Here is a 20483-nt window from a genome sequence, read left to right as displayed (position 1 = left end):
AAGGGTCGGAAACATGAACGGGCCAGAGGCGGATTCCCGCCTCTGGCCCTCGCCCTTGCCCGGAGCGCGCCAGGCAAGCGCCTTTGCCTGACGCGGGCCGGTCAGGCCGGGTAGGACCGGATCTCAGAGGCCTTCACCGCGGCCCACACGGTCTGGCCCGGCTCCAGCCGCAGGTGCGCGGCCGCCGCCGGGGTCACGTCCGCGGCTGCGCGCAGCGGGCCCTCCAACTGGACCCGGATGTGGTCGCCGTGCCGGTGCACCCCCGACACCGTCGCCCGCCAGGTGTTCCGGGGGCTCCCGTCAGGCCGCTCCCGGAACAGCGACACCGCGCTGGGCGCGAACGCGGCGAAGGCCTCGCCTTCGAGCGGTTCGCCGGTCTGGAGCGTCGTCCCCGACGGCAACCGGACCGCGCTCCCCGAACCCCTGCCCCGGTACAGGTTGAGCCCGACCAGCCGGGCGATGTAGTCGGTGCGGGGCCGGGCGGTGATCGACTCGCCGTCGCCCTCCTGGACCGCCCGCCCGTCCTCGACCACCACGAGCCGGTCGGCGAGCATCAGGGCGTCCACCGGGTCGTGCGTGACCAGCACCGCCGCCCCTGAGTGGCCCGCCAGGTGCCGGTGGAGCTCCACGCGGGTGTCGAGACGGGTCCGCGCGTCCAGGGCCGCCAGCGGCTCGTCGAGCAGCAGCAGCGCCGGATCGGTCGCCAGCGCCCGCGCGAGCGCCACCCGCTGCGCCTGCCCACCCGAGAGCTGCGCGGGGCGGCGTCTGGTGAAGTCGCTCAGGCCGACGCGGGCGAGCCAGTCCGCGGCGAGGGAGCGGGCCTCGGCCCGGCCGGTGCCTCGGCGGCGGGGTCCGAAGGCGACGTTGTCGAGCGCGTTCAGGTGCGGGAACAGCAGGTAGTCCTGGAAGACCACGCCGATGCGGCGGTGCTCGGGCGGGACCCACCGGTATCGCGGGCCGTCGGCGGGCTCGCCGGGTTCGCGGTTCGGGTCGGTGTTCAGGGCGCCGGAGCGGCGTCGCGCCGCGGTGTTCGGTCCGGTGCCCCGCCCTGTTGCGGCCGAACGGTTTTGGTTCTCGGGGCCGAGTTCTGCCCGGTCGATCTCGCCGCCGTTCTTGGGCCGGTCGAGCAGGGTGCCGTTGAGGGCGATGCGTCCGGCGGAGAGCGATTCGAGGCCCGCCAGGGCGCGCAGGGCGGTGGTCTTGCCGGCGCCGTTGGGGCCGAGCAGGGCCACGGTCTCGCCGGGTGCGACGCGCAGGCGCAGGTCGAGGCGGAACTCGCCGCGGTCGACGACGAGGTGCGCGTCCAGGCCGGTGTTCGGGCTCTCGGTGTTCACGGCGCGGCCGTCCAGCGGTCGCGCAGGGACGCGAGGACCACGACGGACACCGCGAGCAGGAGCAGGCTGAGCACGATCGCGGCCTCCAGGTCCGTTTGCAGCGCGAGGTAGACGGCGAGCGGCATCGTCTGGGTGCGGCCGGGGAAGTTCCCGGCGAAGGTGATGGTGGCGCCGAACTCGCCGAGCGCCCGCGCCCAGCACAGGACCGCGCCGGCGAGCACGCCCGGGGCGATCATCGGGAGGGTGACGTGCGTGAACACGGTCCAGCGGCCCGCGCCGAGGGTCGCGGCGGCCTCTTCGAAGCGGGCGTCGGCCCCGCGCAGGGAGCCTTCGACGGAGACGATGAGGAACGGCATGGACACGAAGGTCATCGCGAGGACCACGGCGGTGGTGGTGAAGGGGATGGTGACGTCGAAGCGCTCGTGGAGCCAGGCGCCGATGAGGCCGCTGCGGCCGAACACGAGCAGGAGCGCGACGCCGCCGACGACGGGCGGCAGCACGAGCGGCACGGTCACGAGCGCGCGCAGGAGGCTGCGGCCGGGGAAGTCGCCGCGGGCGAGGAGCCAGGCGATCGGGACGCCGAAGAACAGGGAGAGGGCGGTCGCGGAGGTGGCGGTGACCAGGGACAGGCGCAGGGCCGCGAGCATCTCGGGTTCGGCCAGGCGGGCGGGGAGTTCGGCCCAGGGGGCGCGGATGAGGAGCCCGGCGAGGGGGAGGATGAGGAACGCCAGGCCGAGCACGGCGGGGGCCAGGAGCGCCGCCGGGACGCGGCGGCGACGGCGGGTCCGCTGGGCTGGCATGGCGTTCCCCGTCGCTTACGGCTGCTGGAATCCGGCGGCTTCGAGCACGGCCTGGGCGTCCTCGGAGAGGATGTACGCGGTGAACGCGGCGGCGAGGTCGGCGTTCGGGGCCTCTTCGAGGGCGACGATCGGGTAGGTGTTCACGGCCTCGGCCGATTCGGGGAACTCGACGGCGTCCACTTCGTCCTGGGCGGCGATGGCGTCGGTGCGGTAGACGAGGGCGGCGTCGACCTCGCCGAGGGTGAGCTTCTGGAGGGTGGACTTGACGTCGGGCTCGAAGGTCACGGGGGTGAGTTCGAGCTCGCCGGCGTCGAAGGCGGTCTGGGTCGCGGTGCCGCAGGGGACCTCTTCGGCGCACGCGGCGAAGTCGAGGCCCGCGAGGTCGGCGAGGCCGGTGACGCCGTCGGGGTTGCCTTCGGGGACGGCGATGACGAGCTGGTTGAGCGCGAAGGTCTCGGGGTCGACCGCGGCGCCGGCCTCGACGGCCTTCTCCATGTTGGCCTCGTCGGCGGAGGCGAAGACGTCGGCGGGGGCGCCCTCGGTGATCTGGGCGGCGAGGTCGGAGGAGCCGGCGAAGTTGAACTCGACGGTGACGCCCTCGTTTTCGGCCTCGAACAGCTCGCCGATCTCGGTGAAGGACTCGGTGAGGGAGGCGGCGGCGAAGACGGTGAGGGTGACCTCTTCTTCGGCGTCGTCGCCGCCGCAGGCGGTGAGGGTGGCGAGGGCGATCGCCGCTGTGGCGAGGATGGGCTTGGCGCGCATGGGAACTCCTTGACGGGAGGAAGGTCAGTGCTCGGGACGTTCGACGACGACGTTGGTGGACTTGACGACGGCGGTCGCCGGTGAGCCGATTTCGAGGCCGAGGTCGTCGACCGCTTCGCGGCTCATGAGGGACACGACCCGGAACGGGCCGACCTGGAGGTCGACCTGGGCCATGACCTGGTCTTTGACGATGCCGGTGACGATGCCGCGCATCCGGTTGCGCGCCGAGGAGGAGCCGGCGCCCGCGTCGGGCGCGGCGGCCCGCTCGCGGGCGAAGGCGGCCAGGTCGGCGCCGGTGATCGCCCGGTGCCCGTGCTCGTCGCGCTCGGCGGCGAGGCGCCCGGCGTCGATCCAGCGTCTGAGGGTGTCCGGCGAGACCCCGAGCAACTCGGCGGCCTCCCCGATGCGAAACGTCGTCACGGGATGAGCTTAACCTCGCGAATACGAGCTGCGGGAGCGAATAAGCCTCGTATTTACCGGACTGTTAAGCCTCTACCATCGCGATTGCGAGGCTTGTGATGTCGCACCCGCGTGGCACGGTAGTTGAACCGGGGGCGATGAGTTCGTTGGCCGACCCGCCCAATTGGCCTCACCATGAGCCGGCCCCGCTCCTGGTCAACCTGGTCAGCGCCGGTCTTGCTTCGCGTCTTCCGCGAGGCACCGCCGCCCGCGCGGCGCGGCCGGTCTGGCGGTGCTTGGAGAGGGCGGCGCCAACGCCGCCCCGTGGCCCTGCCGTCAGCCCCAGCCGAGTTGGTGGAGCCGGTGCTCCTCGATGCCGAAGTGGTGGGCGATCTCGTGGACCACCGTCACCGCGACCTCCTCGACCACCTCCTCCACCGTCGCGCACATCCGCAGCGTCGGCCCCCGGTAGATCGTGATCGTGTCGGGCAGGACCCCGCCGTACTCCCAGCCCCGATCGGTCAGCGCCGTCCCCTGGTAGAGGCCCAGGAGCTCCTTCTCCGGCCCCTCGGGCTCCTCCTCCACGAGGATCACCACGTTGTCGAGCATCGCCATCAGCTCGACCGGGACCGAGTCCAGCGCGTCGGACACCGCCGCCTCGAAGTCCGCCTCGTCCATCTCCACCGCCACACGCCCACAATATGCGCTCGTGACCGCGCGGGCCCGGCCGGTAATCTGGTGGGCGTGATTGATCTGCGTGCACTGCGAGAAGACCCGGACGCCTACCGCGACAGCCAGCGCAAGCGCGGCGCGTCCGCGGACGCCGTCGACGCCCTCCTCTCCGCCGACGCCGACCACCGCAGCGCCCTCCAGTCCTTCGAGACCCTCCGCGCCGAGCAGAAGGGCCTCGGCAAGCGGATCGCCAAGGCCGAAGGGGACGACAAGCGCGCCCTCCTCGACCGCACCAAGACCCTCTCGGACGAGGTCAAGGCCGCCGAGTTGCGCGTCACCGAGGCCGCCGCGGCCTTCGACGCCGCCGGGAAGGCCCTGCCCAACCTCGTCGCCGAAGCCGCCCCGCCCGGCGGCGAGGACGACTACGTGGTCCTGCGCGAGGTCGGCGAGCGGACCGCGATCGCCGACCCCAGGGACCACCTGGAGATCGGCACGGCCCTCGGCCTGCTCGACACCGAGCGCGGCGCCAAGACCTCCGGCGCCCGCTTCTACTACCTCACCGGCGACGGCGCGCTGCTCCAGCTCGCCATGCTCAACCTCGCCATCCAGCAGGCCGTCGAGACCGGGTTCACCCCGATGATCCCGCCGGTGCTCGTGCGCCCCGAGGCGATGGAGGGCACCGGTTTCCTCGGCGAGCACGCCGACGAGATCTACTACCTCGAACGCGACGAGATGTACCTGGTCGGCACCTCCGAGGTCCCGCTCGCGGCCTACCACTCGGGGGAGAACCTCGGCGACCTGACCGCGCCGCGCCGCTACGCGGCCTGGTCCTCGTGCTTCCGCCGCGAGGCCGGCTCCTACGGCAAGGACACGCGCGGGATCATCCGCGTCCACCAGTTCGACAAGGTCGAGATGTTCTCCTTCTGCCGGCCCGAGGACGCCGAGGCCGAGCACGAGAAGCTCCTGTCCTACGAGGAGCGGATGCTCCAGAAGATGGAGCTGCCCTACCGGGTCATCGACGTGGCCGCGGGCGACCTCGGCACCTCGGCCTCGCGCAAGTTCGACTGCGAGGCCTGGGTGCCCACGCAGGGCCGCTACCGCGAGCTCACCTCCGCCTCGAACTGCACCACTTTCCAGGCGCGGCGCCTGAACGTGAAGTACCGCGACGAGCAGGGCAGGAACGCCGTGGCCGCGACCTTGAACGGGACGCTCGCGACCACGCGCTGGCTCGTGGCGATCCTGGAGAACCACCAGCAGGCCGACGGCTCGCTGGCCGTCCCGAAGGCCCTCCAGCCCTTCCTCGGCAAGGACGTCATCGAACCGAAGTAGTCCCCGAGCGAACGCCGCGGCCCGCCGACCTTCAGGTCGGCGGGCCGCGGCGCGTGCTGCTGCGTTTCGCGGGAGTACCTATTCGAGCCGCTCCTCCAGCCAGCCCTTCAGGACCAGCGCGTGGTTGACCTCGGGGTCCTTCGCGGCGTACAAGAGGGTCACCGGCCCCGACCGGGCCGCCTCGAGGATCGCCTCGGTCCGTTCGGGGTGGCCGTCGAGCTCACCGCGGTACCTGCCGGTGAACTCCTCGAACCGTTCGGCCCGGTGGCCGAACCAGATCCGCAGGTTCGGCGACGGCGCGGCGTCCTGCTCCCAGGTGACCCCCTCGAGGTCCTCCTTGCCGACCCCTCGCGGCCACAGCCGGTCGACCAGGAACGCCGCCCCGGGCCGCTGCGGGTCCGTGCGGTAGTCGTAGACGCGTTCGATCGTGATCTCGCCCATGGACGAACCGTATGCCTGAAGCCGCCTCGATGGGTGGGTTTGGTGTGATTGCAGGTTGTCATGAGGACAGCGGCGTGAGTTCAGCCGCTCGGTCCACTGCCGTTCACCTAGGCGACGCTACGGTTGAGGCGTGTCAGATTCCGCCCCCGCCAAGCCCCGCCACACGCCGCCGAAGCTCGTCGCCGTCGACCTCGACGGGACCGTCGTGGACTACCACGACCAGCAGGCCACGACGCCGAGCCGAGCGGTGGTCGACGCGATCGCGGCCGTGCGCGAGGCCGGGGTCCCCGTCGCCGTCGTCACCGGCCGGCCCCTGTGGGGCGCCGTGAGCACCGCCGCCGACCTCGGACTCGACGACGGCTTCGCCTCCGCCAACCACGGCGCCGCCGAGTTCGACCTCGCCGAGGGCGAGGTCTCCCACGAGGCCGACCTCGACGTGCGCCTCGCCGTCGAGTCCTTCCTCGCCGCCGACCCGAAGGTCCAGTTCGCCGTCGCCCGCGGCCTCGACGGCTGGTGGCACACCGAGCACTTCCGCCGCGACTTCCACGCCAAGTGGGCCGGCGTCATCTCTGTCGACGAACTCCTCGACCGCCCCACCGCCCGCGTCGTCGCCCGCATCGACTCCGACAACCGCTACGGCGGCACCCGCTGCCCCCACGCGCTGCGCCTCGCCGACCGCGTCGGCCTCGACCCCTCGGCCTACCACGTCGAGGTCGGCTTCAACGGCTGGGTCGACATCGGACCGCCCGGAATGACCAAGGCCACCGGCATCGCCCGCATCGCCGAGCGCTACGGCGTATCATCGGCCGACACCGTCGTCTTCGGCGACGCCCACAACGACCTCACCATGTTCGCGTGGGCCGGACACGCCGTCGCGATGGGCCAGGCGGACCCCGAAGTCCGGGCCGCCGCCGACGAAGTGGCGCCCCCGGTATGGGAGGACGGGGTCGCGAAGGTGCTGGCACGCTGGTTCCCCTGACCACCGCGACCGCGAGCGGGCACCGACCGAACGCGTACCGACGAGCGAAGCACGGCAACGGATCCCCAGCGGCGGTTCGAAGCGAGACAACCAAGGAGGACGCATGATCCAACTGGCCCGGGCTCCCCGACTCGTCGCCACGGACCTCGACGGCACCGTCGTCCGCTCCGACGAGACGGTCTCGCCGCGCACCATGGCCGCGCTCAAGCGCCTCGCCGCCGCCGGCGTCATCCTCGTCGGCGCCAGCGGACGCGGACCGCGCCTGCTCGATCTGTGCCGCAACGACATCCCCGCCGCGGACTTCCTCGTCCTCGGCCAGGGCGCGTTCGTCTACGAATGCCGCTACGACGACTCGGTCGTCCAACTCGCCGACCGCTCGGTCGACGGCCGGGTGCTCCACGAGGCGCTGCGCCTGGTGGAGGCCGAGGTCGGGCCCGTGCGGGCCCTCGCCGAACCGGCCGACCCCGAGCGGCGCATCACCGGCGACCCCATGCCCGACTGGCCCTGGCCCGGCGTGGTCCTGGAGACCGCGCCCCGCGAGGTCGCCTTCACCGGCCCGATGGTCAAGGGCTACTTCGTGTCCGACCACCACACCGGCCCCGAACTGCTCGTGGCCGCCCAGGACGTGCTCGACCCCGACCTGGTCACCGTCACCGAATCGGGCGTCGGGATGCTCGAAGTGTGCCCCGTCGGCGTCACCAAGGCCGCCGGCATCCAGATCGTGCTCGACAAGTTCGGCATCGACTGGTCCGACGTGCTCGTCTTCGGCGACGCGACCAACGACCTGAGCATGATCAACGCCGCCGGGCACGCCGTGGCCATGCCCAACGGCCACCCGTGGGTCCAGGCCGCCGCGAGCGAGATCGCCCCGGCCGGCAACAACGACGACGGCGTGGCCCAGTACATCGAGGAACTGCTCGAACTGCTGTAGAACCGCATCGCACCGGCCGAGGTGCGTTGCCTCGGCCCCGCCGCTAGCGGACGTCCCAGACCGGCTCGTCGGACTCGACGACCTCGCCGTCCTCCTGGAAGACCACGAAGCGGTCGAAGCCGCGGGTGAACCAGCGGTCGTGCGTCACGGCGAGGACGGTGCCCTCGAAGGCCTTCAGGCCCTGTTCGAGGGCCTCGGCGCTGGCGAGGTCGAGGTTGTCGGTCGGCTCGTCCAGCAGCAGGCAGGTCGCGCCCGACAGTTCGAGCATGAGCACCATGAACCGGGCCTGCTGGCCGCCCGAGAGCGTCGCGAAGTCCTGTTCGGACTGCGCGGTCAGCTCGTAGCGGTTGAGGGCGCTCATAGCGCGGGAGCGGTCCAGCGACGGGCGCTCTTCGCTCCCATCCCAGAGGATCTCGCGCAGCGAGCGCCCGTCGAACTCGGGATGCTCGTGCGTCTGCGAGAAGTGTCCCGGTCGGACCCTCGCGCCGAGGCGCGCGACACCCTGGTGGCGCACCGGGTCGAGGTTCCTGCCCGCCGCGGGCGCCGACTCGGGGTCGGAACCGCCCCTGGCGAGCAGCCGCAGGAAGTGGCTCTTGCCGGTCCCGTTGGCGCCCAGCACGGCCACGCGGTCGCCGTACCAGACCTCCAGGTCGAACGGGAACGTCAGGTCCTCCAGCTCCAACTGCTCGCAGATGACCGCGCGCTTGCCGGTGCGCCCGCCGGTGAGCTTGACCCGCAGGTCCTGCTCGCGCGGCGGCGCGGGCGGGGGCCCGGCCTCCTCGAACTTCCGCAGCCGCGTCTGCGCGGCCCGGTACCGAGAGGCCATGTCCGAGTTGAAGGCCGCCTTGTTCTTGTACATGAGCATCAGCTCGCGCAGCTTGTGGTGCTCCTCGTCCCAGCGGCGCCGCAGCTCCTCGAACCGCTCGTGCCGGGCCGAGCGCGCCTCGTGCCAGGTGGCGAACCCGCCGCCGTGCGTCCAGGTCGTGCCCGCCTCGAGGGTGACGATCGCTCCGGCCGCGTTGGCGAGGACCTCCCGGTCGTGGGAGACGAACAGGATCGACTTGTCCGAGGCGCGGATCGCCTCCTCGAGTTCGCGTTTGGCGGGCACGTCGAGGAAGTTGTCCGGCTCGTCGAGCACGAGCACCTCGTCCCTCCCGCGCAGCAGCAGTTGGAGCGCGAACCGCTTCTGCTCCCCGCCCGAGAGCGTCCTCAGAGGGCGGTCCTTGACCTTCTCCCAAGGCAGGCCGAGGATCGACACGGCGACGGTGTCGCACAGGACGTCGAACTCGTAGCCGCCCGACTCGCCCCAGTCGGCGAGCGCCTGGGCGTACGCCAGCTGCGACCGCTCGCCCCCGCCCGCGTCCATGCGCGCCTCGGCGTCGGCCAGGCGCGCGGCGACGGCCCGGACCGGCGGCGGGGCGAGGTCCACGGCGAGGCGCCGCAGCGGCAGCAGTCCGTCGCGCATCCCCACGAGCTGGCGCATGACGCCGAGGCCGCCGGAGTGCGCGACCGTGCCCGCCTCCGGCGTCAAAGCCCCGGTCACGATGCGCAGCAGCGTGGTCTTGCCCGTGCCGTTCGCTCCGATGAGCGCGACCTTGGCGCCCTCGCCGACACGGAACGACACGTCCGAGAACAGCGTCCTGCCGTCCCCGAGCCCGTACCGCACCCCGGACAGATCCACGAATCCCATGCCCCGATTCTGGGCGTCGCCGTGGGCTGCGTCAAAGCCATTTGGGGCGGTGGTGGCGTCGGCGGGGCCTGCTTACGCTGGAGGCATGAACAACACCCCTGACCCCATCGAACCCGAGCGGCCCGACAAGGGCTTCTGGCGGAACCTGTCCGCGAGCGCCTGGGTCGAACTGGCCATCTACGTCTTCTTCGGCCTGATCGCCCTCCTGGCGGGCATCGGCTGGATAACCGCCCGCGACTGACCGCGCCGCGGCGTCCCGGAACACCGCGACGCCGCAGCGCGCCGACTCAGGCCGAGACGAGTTTCGCGACGTACTCGGCGGCCTGGCGGTCGAGTGCCTCGTAGTGGCTGAGGCGGGCCTGGCCGGTGAGCGCCTCGCCCTTGGTGAAGTTCCCTTCGGCGTCCACGTACTGCGGCTCGCCCTCGACGTCGTAGAGGACCTCCAGGCTCGCCTCGGTGATCCCGTTGTAGAACGAGACGCCTTCGCGCAGCACGCGGTCGAGGGTCTCCTTCATCCACGGCGCGAAGTCGTCGTCCTGCACGGCGCCGGCCAGGCCGAGCCACAGCATCCGCTTCCCGGCGAGGCGGGGCTTGCTGCGGCCGTAGGCGAAACCGTAGTTCCAGACCCGGTCGATCCAGCCCTTCAGCAGGGCCGGGGCGCTGTTCCAGTAGACGGGGAAGACCGGGACGATGAGCTCGGCGGCCAGGATGCGGTCCATATGGGACTGCACTTCGGGGGAGTAGACCTTGTCGCGGTCGTTCCAGTCGGGCTGGTCGGCGACGGTCATGCGCGGGTCGAAGCCCTCGGCGCGCAGGTCGAGCAGGTCGACCGCGTAGCCGGCCTTTTCGAGGCGGGCGGCGGCCACGCCGCCGATGTGCGCGGTGAGGGAGTCGGCGCGGTGGTGGGCGACGACGACGAGGGCGGTGGGCTTGGCGGCCATGGGGTCTCCATTCGTGGTGCGGTGGCGGTGCTCCTCCAGTACAGCGCCGAACGCGTGGACGTACGATGGCCAGAACGCTTCGATGTATGTCCGATCGTCTACCATTGGGGCATGGACCCGCTCAGTGAACTCCTCAACGGCATCCGCGCCGAGGGCGCGATCTTCAGCGACGCGCTCCTCAAGGCCCCGTGGGTGGTCGGCTTCGACGACCGGGCGCCGCTGACGATGGTCACCGTCGCGCGCGGCGGCGGCGTGCTCCTGCTCGCCGACGGCACCGAGGTCCCGCTGCGGGCCGGGCAGACGGCGGTGGTGCGCGGCAGCGAGCAGTTCCGCATGGCCGACGAGGCCGCCTCGGTCGAGCGCCCGCACCTGGACTACTGGCTCACCTGCTTCGACCCCGAGGAGTGCGGCATCGTCGACCTGCCCGTTTCCGTTGGGGGAGCGGGCGAGGCGACCGCGATGTTCGTCGGCGCCTACCGGGCGCCGGGGCGCCGCCACGAGCGGCTGCTGCGGGCGCTGCCGACGGTGCTGGTGGTGGACGACGACTCCGAGGTCTGCCCGATGCTGGAGGCCTGCATGAGGGACCTGGCCGCCCGCAAGCCCGGGACGCAGGCGTTCATCGACCGGCTCTTCGACTGGGGCCTGGTGTGCACCTTGCGGACCTGGTTCGACCGGCAGGAGGATCGCGCCCCGGGCTGGTACCGCGGCTTCACCGATCCCGTCGCGGGACCGGCGCTCGAAGCGATCCACACGCGACCGGCGCAGCCGTGGACGGTGGCCGGCCTCGCGGGCGAGGCCGGGGTCTCCAGGGCCCTGCTCGCCAAGCGCTTCAACGAGATCATGGGCGAACCGCCCCTGGCGTATCTGACCGAGTGGCGCATGGAATTGGCCGAGGAACTCCTGGCCGACCCCGATCGCACTGTGGCGCAGGTGGCCCGCACGGTCGGCTACGCCGACCAGTTCGGCTTCAGCAACGCCTTCAAACGCCGCAAAGGCAAGAGCCCCACCGAGTTCCGCAACGCGCAGCGTCACGCCGCAACTGTCGCCTAACCGACACTCGACACATGTTCGCCTCCCGCGAAACGGGAGTGTCGGATTGTAACTTGAGTGCATGGCGAAGATTCCCCATGAAGCCCTGCACCGCATCTTCCGCGACGACCCGAGTCTGTTCACCCGAACGCTACGGCGGGTGCTCTCTGCCGACTTCCCCGAGATCGAGGAAGTGAGCGTCATCGACACCGACCTTACGACGACCGGGGCGATCGAACGGCGCGTCGACACGATCCTCAAAGCCGAGACCGCCGAAGGCAGCCGCCTACTCGTCATCGAGCCCCAGACGGCCGAGAAGAAGGAGAAGATCCGAAGCTGGGCCTACTACCTCAGCTTCCTGGAGAACAAGTACAAGATCCCCGCAACGCTGCTGGTGATCACGCCGAAAGCGGCCACCGCCCGGTGGGCGCGAGGCGCACTGACCCTCGGCCCGCCCGAACGCCCTTCGATGCGGATCTTCCCGTTCGTGTGCGGGCCGGACAACATGCCGTTCATCACCGATCCCGAGCAGGCCGCCGAGGACGTGGTTTTCACCGTCCTCGCGCTGCTGTCTCACAGGCTCGACCCTGACATCGAAAAATCGATGCGACCGCTCGCGGACGCCCTCACCAAGCTCGAACCGAAGACCGCGAGTTACTGGTTCGAGTTCACCGAGGGTGGTCTCGGCGAAGGTTGTGCACGGAACACCTGGAGGAACATAATGAAGACCATGAACTACGGATACGTCTCCGAAACCCGCCGCGAAGCCCGTGATGAGGGTCGTGCAGAGGCCCTGGCGGATGCGATCCTATCGTTTTTCGACGACCGCGACCTTGCCGTCAGCGGTGCCGAACGAGAGCGGATAACGACCTGTGATGATGTCGACCTGCTGAAGCGCTGGCTGCTTCTCGCACCGTCGGTGGCCAGCGCAGCCGCGTTGTTCGAGGACTAGTGGTTCGTCCGCATCGACAACTGGGCTCTTACGAATTCGGATCCCGGCTCGCGCTGGAAAGTATCGCCAAGGAGCGGGTTCGCGCGATCCTGAAGTTCCTCGACATGCGCGGCATCCCCGTCAGCAACGACGAGCGCGAGCGAATCGAAGGATGCACTGATGCCGAGATGCTCGAAGCCTGGGTGATGCGAGCTCCGTCGGTGGAGACGACCGCCGAGCTGTTCTGACGCTAGCGGTCGGTTCGGAGCCACCAGTGGGCTCCTAGGCCCGACTCGTCCGTGAGTCTTGCGGCGGCGCCGGCGTTCGCCAGCGCCGTCGCGTACGCCAGCGGGTCCTTGTAGGCCTGCTCCAGCGGCGGGCGGGTCGCCCTCACGCCGAGCTCCAGCAGGGCCTCCCGCTGCCGTTCCAGGCAGTCGCTCCCGATCGCGTCCACCGCCACGTGCGCGGTGAGGTCGCACGTGCCGTCCGGGACCGGGTCGGTGCACCTGCCGTCCTTGAAACCGGTCATCGTCCCGCCCTCGGGCCGGTTCGTCTTCACGTGCCCGTAATCGACCGCCAGCGCCGACCCGCGCACCAGGCGGTTCGCGAGGTTGCGCCAGACGGCTTCTCTGGGCCTCCCGATCTCGGCACGCTCGCCCGGCTCCGCGATCGGCCACCATTCGGCAAGCCACGCCTCGTCCGCCGCTTCGAGCCGGTCCCCGAGCCGGGTCGCGCCCTCGATATCGACCTCCTCGTAGCGGAGCGCGCCGTCGTGGTCGACCACCGCCACGTCGCAGGGCACGTTGTCGAGCAGTTCGCACGCGATCAGCAGGCCTTCCACCTCCTGCGGCGGGTCCCTCCGCCACTCGATCCGCTCCGGCAGATCCTCCGGGCGCGGCCGCAGCTCCACCGCGACCAACCGGAACCGCTCGTCGAGGAGCCCCGCGAGGTGCGCGAGCAGGTCGCCGCCCCCGGCCCCGACGTCCACGACCGCGAACGCCTCGGGCCGGCCGAGCCGCTCGTGTGTCTCGTCCGCCAGCCGCGCCACCGCCTCGGCGAACGCCGGGGTCTGCGCGCTCGTCGCGAAGTGGTCCCCTGGCAGCTCACGGCGGTAGAACCCCGCCGGCCCGTACAGGGCCCGCTCCATCGCCGCACTCCAGCGCTCGAACTCCGCTGCACCCCAACGTCCGATCCGCGCCATGCGGCGACCCTATTCCCGCGTGAGAATTGCCACTCGGCGGCTCCCAGGCTCCCGTTAGCAATCCTGCGAAGCACAATTAACACGTAAGCAATGACCGGTACCTCCCGAAGGACTGGATCAGCATCATGGATCAGCAGCGCAGCGCTCCGCAACGGCCCGCCTCCCGGCTCGCCGTGGGCGTCGTCTCCGCAGGCAGGGTCGGCTCCACGGTCGGAGCGGCCCTCAACCGCGCCGGCCACCGGGTCGTCGCCGCCTCCGCCGTATCCGACGCCTCCCGCGCCCGCGCCGCCCGGCGCCTGCCCGACGCCGAGATCCTCCCGCCGCCCGACGTGGCCGCCGCCGCGGACCTCCTCCTCATCGCCGTCCCCGACGACGCCGTCGCCCCGCTCGTGGCCTCCCTGCCCGTGCGGCCCGGCCAGATCTGGGCCCACACCTCCGGCGCGCTCGGCGCCGACGTGCTCCGCCCGGCCCGCGACGCCGGGGCCCTCACGATCGCGATCGCCCCCGCCATGACCTTCACCGGCCGCGACGAGGACCTCGAACGCCTCCAAGGGATCTCGTGGGCCGTCACCGGCGAGGCCGAGGCCCGGTTCGTCGGCGAGGCCCTCGCGCTGGAACTGGGCGGCGAACCCGAGCACGTGGACGAGGCCGACCGGCCCCGCTACCACGCAGCGCTCGTCTACGCCGCCAACCACTTGACGACGCTTATCAACGACGCGTCCGACCAGTTGCGGGCCATCGGCGTCGCGAACCCCGAGCGGCTGCTCTCGCCGCTCGTGTCGGCCTCGCTCGACAACGCCCTGCGCCACGGCGACGCCGCGCTCACCGGGCCGGTCTCGCGAGGCGACGCCGGCACCGTCGCCCGCCACCTCGCCGCGCTGGAGGGCACCGGCGTCGAGTACGCCTACCGGGCCATGGCCCGGCGCACCGCCGAGCGCGCCCTGGCCTCCGGCCGCCTCAAGAGCGCCGACGCCGAAGGCCTGCTCGACGTCCTGGCCCATCCCGAGAAGGAGGAGCGCCCCGAATGAGCCCGTCGCCCCGCCCGCCGGCGCCGCCCTCCGAATCGGAGCGGCCGCGCCGCGCTGTGCGGCTCGTGCACACCAAGGCGGACCTCGCCAAGGCCCGCGCGGCCCTGCCCGGCCGCGTCGCCGTCGTCCCCACCATGGGCGCCCTCCATAATGGTCACCGCGTGAACTTCAAGCGCGCCAAGGAGATCGCCGACTCGGTGATCGTCACCGTCTTCGTCAACCCGCTCCAGTTCCGCCCGAACGAGGACCTCGACAAGTACCCGCGCACCCTCGACGCCGACCTGGCCGTGTGCGAGGACGAAGGGGTCGACCTCGTGTTCGCGCCCAGCGTCAACGAGATGTACCCCGACGGGCGCGCAGGCCTGACCACCGTGCACGCCGGGCCCGACGGCGAGATCCTCGAAGGCGCCTCGCGGCCCGGGTTCTTCACCGGCGTGCTCACCGTCGTCGCCAAGCTCTTCCAGCTGACGCGCCCCGACGCGGCCTGCTTCGGCGAGAAGGACTTCCAGCAGCTCGCGATGGTCCGGCGCATGGTCCGCGACCTTGACATGAGTATCGCGATCGAGGCCGTGCCGACCGACCGCGAAAGCGACGGCCTGGCCCGCTCCAGCCGCAACGTGTTCCTCTCCGAGGCCGAACGCGACGCCGCCCTCGCCATCCCGGCCGCCATCGGGGCCGCCCAGGCCTCGCCCGACCCGCTCGCCGCCGCCCGCCGCACCCTCGAAGCCGAACCCGGCCTCGACGTCGACTACGTCGTCGTCCGTTCCAACGACCTCGGCGAGGCCCCCGCCCAGGGCCCCGCGCGGCTGCTCATCGCCGCCCGCGCGGGCGCCACCCGCCTGATCGACAACGCCCCCGTCACGGTCGCAGACGCCGTGGCGCGCACCCCGAGAGGAGACGCCCGATGATCCGGACCATGTTCAAGTCCAAGATCCACCGCGCCACCGTCACCGAGGCCGACCTCCACTACGTCGGCTCGGTCACCGTCGACGCGGACCTGCTCGACGCCGCCGACATCCTCGACGGCGAACTGGTCGCCATCGTCGACATCACCAACGGCGCGCGCCTGGAGACCTACACGATCGCCGGGGAGCGCGGCACGGGCGTCATCGGCATCAACGGCGCCGCCGCCCGCCTCGTCCAGCCCGGCGACCTGGTCATCCTCATCTCCTACGCGCAGATGGAGGACGCCGAGGCTCGCGCCTACACGCCCACCGTCGTCCACGTGGACGAGAAGAACGCGATCATCGAGGTCAACGCCGACAAGGCCCGCCCCGCGCCGGGGACCGCCGGCAACCCGGTGGCATCGCCACTAGCCGAGCGGTAAGTTTCTTTCCCATGAGCGATGAGCAGAAGAACGAGGCCGTCGAAGCGGACGAGAAGACCGACAAGCCCGAACCCGCCGACGACCTCAAGACCACCCACCACACCCTCGGCGACCTCGCCTACACGGCCACCACCGGGCGCATCGTGCTGCGCGAGGAGGTCACCGAGGACGACAAGTTCAACGGCCGCAAACCCAAGGCCGAGGTCTCCATCACCTACTACACCCTCGACGACGCCGAGGTCACCGAACGCCCCGTCACCTTCGCGTTCAACGGCGGCCCCGGATCGTCCTCGATCTGGCTGCACATGGGCCTGCTCGGCCCCCGCCGCGTCGACTCCGGCGACGCCGGGGCGCTCACCCCGCCGCCGTTCGGCCTCCTCGACAACGCCGAGACCCTGCTGAAGGACTCCGACCTGGTCTTCATCGACCCGGTCTCCACCGGCTGGTCGAGGGCCGTCGAGGGCGGCAAGGCCAAGGACTACCACGGGTTCTCCCGCGACATCGAGTCCATCAGCGAGATCATCCGCCTGTGGACGACCCGCAACAACCGCTGGCTCTCGCCGAAGTTCCTCATCGGCGAGTCCTACGGCGGCACCCGCGGCGCCGGCATCGCCGAATACCTCCAGACCCGGTTCGGCATGTCCCTCAACGGCGTCATGTTCATCGCCCCGGCGTTCAACATGGAGACGCTCTTCCACACCTCGCGCTCGGACCTGCCGAACCCGCTGTTCCTGCCGACCTACGCGGCCACCGCCCACTACCACGGGCTCCACCCCGACCGCTCCCTCGAAGACCTCGTCGCCGAGGCCCGCGACTACGCCGACGAGTACCGCAGCGTGCTCGCCAAGGGCCAGAACCTCCAGCCCGAGGAGCGGGCCGCCGCCGTCGCCAAGATCGCCTCGCTCGCCGGCGTCAGCGAGGACTACGTCGACCGCGCCAACCTGCGCCTGGAGCACACCCGGTTCTACGCCGAGCTGCTGCGCCACGAGCGCCTGGTCACCGGTCGCCTCGACACCCGCTTCACCGGGCCCGCCGACCACTACACGTACGAGCGGATGCCGTACGACCCGTTCCTGACCGGCACCGACGGCCCGTACACCGCCTCGCTCCAGTACTACCTGCGCACCGAACTCGAATACGAGAACGAGCACGTGTACGAGCGGCTCTCGCGGTCGGTGCACCCGTGGTCGTACAAGGAGTTCGAGGGCGAGGCCGTCGATGTCATCGGCAAGCTCGGCAACGCCATGCGGCTCAACCCGTTCCTCAAGGTCCACGTCGCGATGGGCCGCTACGACGGCGGCGTCCCGATCGAGGCGATCGAGTACACGCTCGACCACCTGGAGATCCCGCTCGCCGACCGCGAGCGCATCGAGACGAAGACCTACCCGGCCGGGCACATGATGTACGTCCACGAGGAGTCGCGCCTCCAGCAGTCGGCCGACCTGGCCGACTTCGTGCGGCGCGCCTCGCGGCGAGGCCAGTAGCACCGTGCACGCGAACCCGGGCCCGGCCCGCACCGCCCCGAGCGGCGCGGCCCGGGCCCGGTCGCGTCCACGCGGCGGCGAGCCGCGAAGGAACGCAGCCGAGCTGTGTAGCGGCACGGTTGCGCTCCGGCCCGCACCGCGCAGCCCGCGCGCCGTGCGCGATCGGACGGTCGTCCTGGCCGCGCCTTCGCAAGTCGAGTCGATCGAGTACCCGTGGGCTTACGCCGCGCGCCGCTCCGCAGTAAGTCCGCGCACCGCACACGATCGGTCGAGCTTCCTCGCCGCGCCTCAGCCGATCGCGCCGACCGAGCACCCGCGGACCGACACCGCGTGCCGCTCCGCGTCCCGCGGGACGGGACGCGCGCCACACCCGCTTGGCACCCCGCGGCCCCCTGCGGGCACAGTTGACCGGGCGACCGCCGGACCCGGCGTCGCCGCACCCACCGAACGGGAGCCCGGGCGACCGGGCGCCCGACGCTAGAAGGGCGACGGGCACTTGCCACCCGAGTTCACCCAGCTCCCGCGGCTGCCGCGCCTGCCGCGGCACCTGCGGGCCGAAGCCCCCTCGTGGACCGAGACCACCGACGTGTGCGTCATCGGCTCCGGCGTCGCCGGACTCACCTGCGCGCTCAACCTGCGCCGCGCCGGATTCCACGTCACCGTGGTCACCAAGGTCAACATCGACGACGGCTCCACCCGCTGGGCCCAAGGCGGCGTCGCCGCCGTGCTCGACCCCCTCGACACACCCCAATCCCACGCCCGCGACACCCAGATCGCCGGCGTCGGCCTCTGCGACCCGGCAGCGGTCGACGTCACCGTCACCGAAGGCCCGGCCCGCATCGCCGACCTCATCCACCTCGGCACCGAGTTCGACCGCCACCCCGACGGGTCGCTCCAGCTCACCCGCGAAGGCGGCCACCGCGCCCGCCGCATCGTGCACGCCGGCGGCGACGCCACCGGCGCCGAGATCCAGCGGGCCCTCCACGCGGCCGTGCTCCGCGACCCGTGGATCCGCATCATCGAGAACGCCATGGTCCTCGACCTGCTCACCGACGCCCGCGGCCACGCGGCCGGGGTGAGCCTCCACGTGCTCGGCGAAGGCGTCGAACACGGCGTCGGCGGCGTCGAGGCCCGCGCGGTCGTGCTCGCCACGGGCGGTCTCGGCCAGATCTTCCAGTCGACCACCAACCCCTCGGTGTCCATCGGCGACGGCGTCGCGCTGGCCCTGCGGGCCGGCGCCGCGGTCACCGATCTCGAATTCGTCCAGTTCCACCCGACGGCACTGTTCCTCGGCGGCGGGGACGCGGCGGTGCCCGGCCCGGGTCCCGGGGGCGGCTCCCGAGGCACCGGATCCGGCGCCGCCGGCGTCCCTGGCTCGGAACGCGGCCTCGTCTCCGAGGCTACGTCCGGGGACCGACAATTCCTCCCGCACGACCTCCCCGACCAGGGCCCGCTTCGCGACCGACAGCCCCTGATCTCCGAAGCCCTCCGCGGTGAGGGCGCGCACCTGCGCGACTTCTCCGGCGAGCGGTTCATGCTCGGGCGCCACGAGCTCGCCGAGCTCGCCCCGCGCGACGTCGTCGCCAAGGCCGCCACCGCCCGGATGCGGGCCGAGGGTCAGGCGCACGTGTGGCTTGACGCCCGCCACCTCGGCCGCGAGATGCTCGAGACGCGCTTCCCGACCATCACCGCCTCCTGCCGCGCCATGGGCATCGACCCGGTCGCCGACATGATCCCGGTCGCCCCCGCCGCCCACTACTCCTCGGGCGGGGTCCGCACCGACCTGTTCGGGCGCACCAGCGTCCCCGGCCTCTACGCCGCCGGCGAGGCCGCCTGCACGGGCCTCCACGGCGCCAACCGGCTCGCCTCCAACTCCCTGCTCGAAGCGCTCGTGTTCGCCCAGCGCATCGCCGACGACCTCGCCGAGCACAAGCCGAGCCCCGGCGTGCCCGAGGCGCCCGGCGGCGAGGGCGACGTCTGCTCGACCACCTCCCGCGCCCCGCTCCAGGAGGCCATGACCGCCGGGGCCGGGGTGCTCCGCTCCGAAGCGTCACTGGAGGCCACCGCAGCGTCGCTGACGGCCTTGGGGGACAATGTGTCCGGACGTCCGCGACCGGCCACATGGGAGGCCACGAACCTGCTCACCGTCGCCGCCGCCGTCACCGCCGCCGCCCACCGGCGGCGCGAGACCCGAGGCAGCCACTGGCGCGAGGACCACCCCGACGCCGAGGGCGACTGGCTCGGGCACCTGTGCCTTTCCATCAGCTCCGACGGGGAGCTCGAAACCACCTGGGAGCCCATCGCATGAGCCGATTCGCCGAAGTGCCCGGAGGCGCGGGCCTGGACGAGCGCCTGCTCGCCATGCGCCTCGACCCCGAGGACGTGTATGTCGCCGTTCAGGACTACCTCGACGAGGACCTGTCGCACGCCCGCCGCGACGTCACCTCCGAGTCCATCTTCGACCCCGAGCACACCTCCACTGTGGCCGTCACCGCCCGCGCCGACGGGCTCCTGGCGGGCCTGCCGATCGCGCACGCGGTCTTCCACGCCATGCCCGGCGGCGTCGAGTTCACCTACCTCGCCAAGGAAGGCGCCCGCATCCGCGCCGGGCAGGTCCTCGCCCGCGTCTCGGGCCCGACCCGCTCGCTCCTGGCCGCCGAGCGCACCGCGCTGAACCTGCTGTGCCGCATGTGCGGGGTCGCCACCCACACCCGCCGCTTCGCCGACGTGCTCGCCGACTGGCACACGACCGTGCTCGACACCCGCAAGACCACGCCGGGCCTGCGCGCCCTCGAGAAGTACGCGGTGCGCGCCGGCGGCGGCGACAACAAGCGCATGGGCCTGTACGACGTGGCGATGATCAAGGACAACCACAAGGAGGCGGCCGGCTCGATCAGCGAGGCGTACGCCGCGGTCCGCTCGGCCGAACCGGACATCGACATCCAGGTCGAGGTCGAGACGCTCGACGAGGCCGTCGAGGCGGTGGCCGCGGGCGCGGCCTTTCTCCTGTGCGACAACATGAGCCCCAAGGAGCTGGGCGAGGTCGTCGAGGCCGTCGGGGACCGGGCCGAGCTGGAGGCCACCGGCCGCATCACGCTCGACGTCGCCGTCGACTACGCGGCCACCGGAGTGGACTACCTCTCGGTCGGCGCCCTCACCCACTCTTCGCCCATTCTGGACATCGGACTCGACTTCGAGGAGTGAA

22 protein-coding genes are annotated in these 20483 nt (G+C 71.7%); 13 read left to right on the top strand and 9 right to left on the bottom strand.

Translation table 11 applies throughout. The annotated features are described in order from the left end of the window. Nucleotides 1-101: 101 nt before the first annotated feature. From IF12_RS0120110 to IF12_RS27070, 5 genes are all read right to left on the bottom strand, one after another. Complete coding sequence (locus tag IF12_RS0120110) at nt 102-1334, bottom strand: ABC transporter ATP-binding protein (RefSeq protein WP_035749772.1); 1233 nt, start codon at nt 1332-1334, stop codon at nt 102-104. Then, nucleotides 1331-2134, bottom strand: a complete 804-nt coding sequence (locus IF12_RS0120105) for an ABC transporter permease (RefSeq protein WP_030161653.1) — start codon at nt 2132-2134, stop codon at nt 1331-1333. The genes IF12_RS0120110 and IF12_RS0120105 overlap by 4 nt, the downstream gene beginning before the upstream one ends. A gap of 15 nt (nt 2135-2149) precedes the next feature. Next, on the bottom strand, nt 2150-2896 hold the full coding sequence (gene modA / locus IF12_RS0120100; RefSeq protein ID WP_030161652.1) for a molybdate ABC transporter substrate-binding protein: 747 nt from the start codon (nt 2894-2896) through the stop codon (nt 2150-2152). A gap of 24 nt (nt 2897-2920) precedes the next feature. Next, the gene (locus tag IF12_RS0120095) at nt 2921-3316 is read right to left on the bottom strand and encodes a molybdopterin-binding protein (protein WP_030161649.1); all 396 of its coding nucleotides are present in this window, start codon (nt 3314-3316) and stop codon (nt 2921-2923) included. A 315-nt stretch (nt 3317-3631) separates the two neighbouring features. Next, on the bottom strand, nt 3632-3973 hold the full coding sequence (locus IF12_RS27070) for a metallopeptidase family protein (protein WP_197034822.1): 342 nt from the start codon (nt 3971-3973) through the stop codon (nt 3632-3634). 66 nt (nt 3974-4039) lie between these two features. On the opposite strand from IF12_RS27070, the gene serS reads away from it, so the two are divergent. After that, nucleotides 4040-5296 (top strand): serine--tRNA ligase, encoded by a 1257-nt coding sequence (serS, locus tag IF12_RS0120085; RefSeq protein WP_030161646.1) that lies wholly within the window; start codon nt 4040-4042, stop codon nt 5294-5296. Nucleotides 5297-5374: 78 nt separating this feature from the next. On the opposite strand, the gene IF12_RS0120080 is transcribed toward serS, so the two are convergent. Beyond that, nucleotides 5375-5737: a DUF488 domain-containing protein gene (locus IF12_RS0120080; protein WP_030161645.1), complete on the bottom strand. Its 363-nt coding sequence runs from the start codon at nt 5735-5737 to the stop codon at nt 5375-5377. Between the two features lie 130 nt (nt 5738-5867). Here IF12_RS0120080 and IF12_RS0120075 point away from each other — a divergent pair, with 130 nt between their 5' ends. Together IF12_RS0120075 and IF12_RS0120070 are read left to right on the top strand one after the other, a co-directional pair. Then, the gene (locus IF12_RS0120075; protein WP_030161643.1) at nt 5868-6716 is read left to right on the top strand and encodes an HAD family hydrolase; all 849 of its coding nucleotides are present in this window, start codon (nt 5868-5870) and stop codon (nt 6714-6716) included. A 103-nt stretch (nt 6717-6819) separates the two neighbouring features. Next, nucleotides 6820-7647, top strand: a complete 828-nt coding sequence (locus IF12_RS0120070) for an HAD family hydrolase (protein WP_030161641.1) — start codon at nt 6820-6822, stop codon at nt 7645-7647. A 43-nt stretch (nt 7648-7690) separates the two neighbouring features. Here IF12_RS0120070 and IF12_RS0120065 read toward each other — a convergent pair whose 3' ends face one another. Beyond that, the gene (locus IF12_RS0120065) at nt 7691-9337 is read right to left on the bottom strand and encodes an ABC-F family ATP-binding cassette domain-containing protein (protein ID WP_030161640.1); all 1647 of its coding nucleotides are present in this window, start codon (nt 9335-9337) and stop codon (nt 7691-7693) included. Between the two features lie 85 nt (nt 9338-9422). Here IF12_RS0120065 and IF12_RS25860 point away from each other — a divergent pair, with 85 nt between their 5' ends. Further along, nucleotides 9423-9578, top strand: coding sequence for a hypothetical protein (locus IF12_RS25860; RefSeq protein ID WP_156036867.1), 156 nt, complete (start codon nt 9423-9425; stop codon nt 9576-9578). A 46-nt stretch (nt 9579-9624) separates the two neighbouring features. Here IF12_RS25860 and IF12_RS0120055 read toward each other — a convergent pair whose 3' ends face one another. Then, a complete protein-coding gene (locus tag IF12_RS0120055; protein ID WP_030161637.1) occupies nt 9625-10278 on the bottom strand; it encodes an NAD(P)H oxidoreductase in 654 nt (217 codons plus the stop codon). A gap of 111 nt (nt 10279-10389) precedes the next feature. On the opposite strand from IF12_RS0120055, the gene IF12_RS0120050 reads away from it, so the two are divergent. From IF12_RS0120050 to IF12_RS0120040, 3 genes are all read left to right on the top strand, one after another. Continuing rightward, the gene (locus IF12_RS0120050) at nt 10390-11328 is read left to right on the top strand and encodes an AraC family transcriptional regulator (protein ID WP_030161635.1); all 939 of its coding nucleotides are present in this window, start codon (nt 10390-10392) and stop codon (nt 11326-11328) included. Between the two features lie 61 nt (nt 11329-11389). Beyond that, on the top strand, nt 11390-12259 hold the full coding sequence (locus tag IF12_RS0120045) for a hypothetical protein (protein WP_030161633.1): 870 nt from the start codon (nt 11390-11392) through the stop codon (nt 12257-12259). Then, nucleotides 12259-12486 carry a hypothetical protein gene (locus IF12_RS0120040; protein WP_051704659.1) on the top strand — a complete coding sequence of 76 codons (228 nt, stop codon included), beginning with the start codon at nt 12259-12261 and terminating at the stop codon, nt 12484-12486. The genes IF12_RS0120045 and IF12_RS0120040 overlap by 1 nt, the downstream gene beginning before the upstream one ends. A 2-nt stretch (nt 12487-12488) precedes the next feature. On the opposite strand, the gene IF12_RS0120035 is transcribed toward IF12_RS0120040, so the two are convergent. Then, nucleotides 12489-13439 (bottom strand): SAM-dependent methyltransferase, encoded by a 951-nt coding sequence (locus IF12_RS0120035; RefSeq protein ID WP_081913781.1) that lies wholly within the window; start codon nt 13437-13439, stop codon nt 12489-12491. 125 nt (nt 13440-13564) lie between these two features. Here IF12_RS0120035 and IF12_RS0120030 point away from each other — a divergent pair, with 125 nt between their 5' ends. From IF12_RS0120030 to nadC, 6 genes are all read left to right on the top strand, one after another. After that, nucleotides 13565-14467, top strand: a complete 903-nt coding sequence (locus IF12_RS0120030) for a Rossmann-like and DUF2520 domain-containing protein (RefSeq protein WP_030161627.1) — start codon at nt 13565-13567, stop codon at nt 14465-14467. Beyond that, nucleotides 14464-15375, top strand: a complete 912-nt coding sequence (gene panC, locus IF12_RS0120025; protein WP_081913780.1) for a pantoate--beta-alanine ligase — start codon at nt 14464-14466, stop codon at nt 15373-15375. The genes IF12_RS0120030 and panC overlap by 4 nt, the downstream gene beginning before the upstream one ends. Continuing rightward, on the top strand, nt 15372-15794 hold the full coding sequence (gene panD, locus IF12_RS0120020; RefSeq protein WP_030161623.1) for an aspartate 1-decarboxylase: 423 nt from the start codon (nt 15372-15374) through the stop codon (nt 15792-15794). Before panC ends, panD begins: the two co-directional genes overlap by 4 nt. An 11-nt stretch (nt 15795-15805) precedes the next feature. Then, nucleotides 15806-17278 (top strand): S10 family peptidase, encoded by a 1473-nt coding sequence (locus IF12_RS0120015; protein WP_030161622.1) that lies wholly within the window; start codon nt 15806-15808, stop codon nt 17276-17278. A 496-nt stretch (nt 17279-17774) separates the two neighbouring features. Continuing rightward, nucleotides 17775-19586 carry an L-aspartate oxidase gene (locus tag IF12_RS26755; RefSeq protein WP_051704658.1) on the top strand — a complete coding sequence of 604 codons (1812 nt, stop codon included), beginning with the start codon at nt 17775-17777 and terminating at the stop codon, nt 19584-19586. Beyond that, entirely contained in the window at nt 19583-20482 is a 900-nt protein-coding gene (gene nadC / locus IF12_RS0120005) for a carboxylating nicotinate-nucleotide diphosphorylase (RefSeq protein ID WP_197034816.1), read from the top strand. The genes IF12_RS26755 and nadC overlap by 4 nt, the downstream gene beginning before the upstream one ends. The last annotated feature ends 1 nt before the right edge of the window (nt 20483 follow it).

The organism is Glycomyces sp. NRRL B-16210, assembly GCF_000719515.1.
Taxonomy (GTDB): domain Bacteria; phylum Actinomycetota; class Actinomycetes; order Mycobacteriales; family Micromonosporaceae; genus Glycomyces.
Note: the sequence above shows the minus strand (reverse complement) of the source record. Positions and strands in the feature narration are given on the sequence as shown.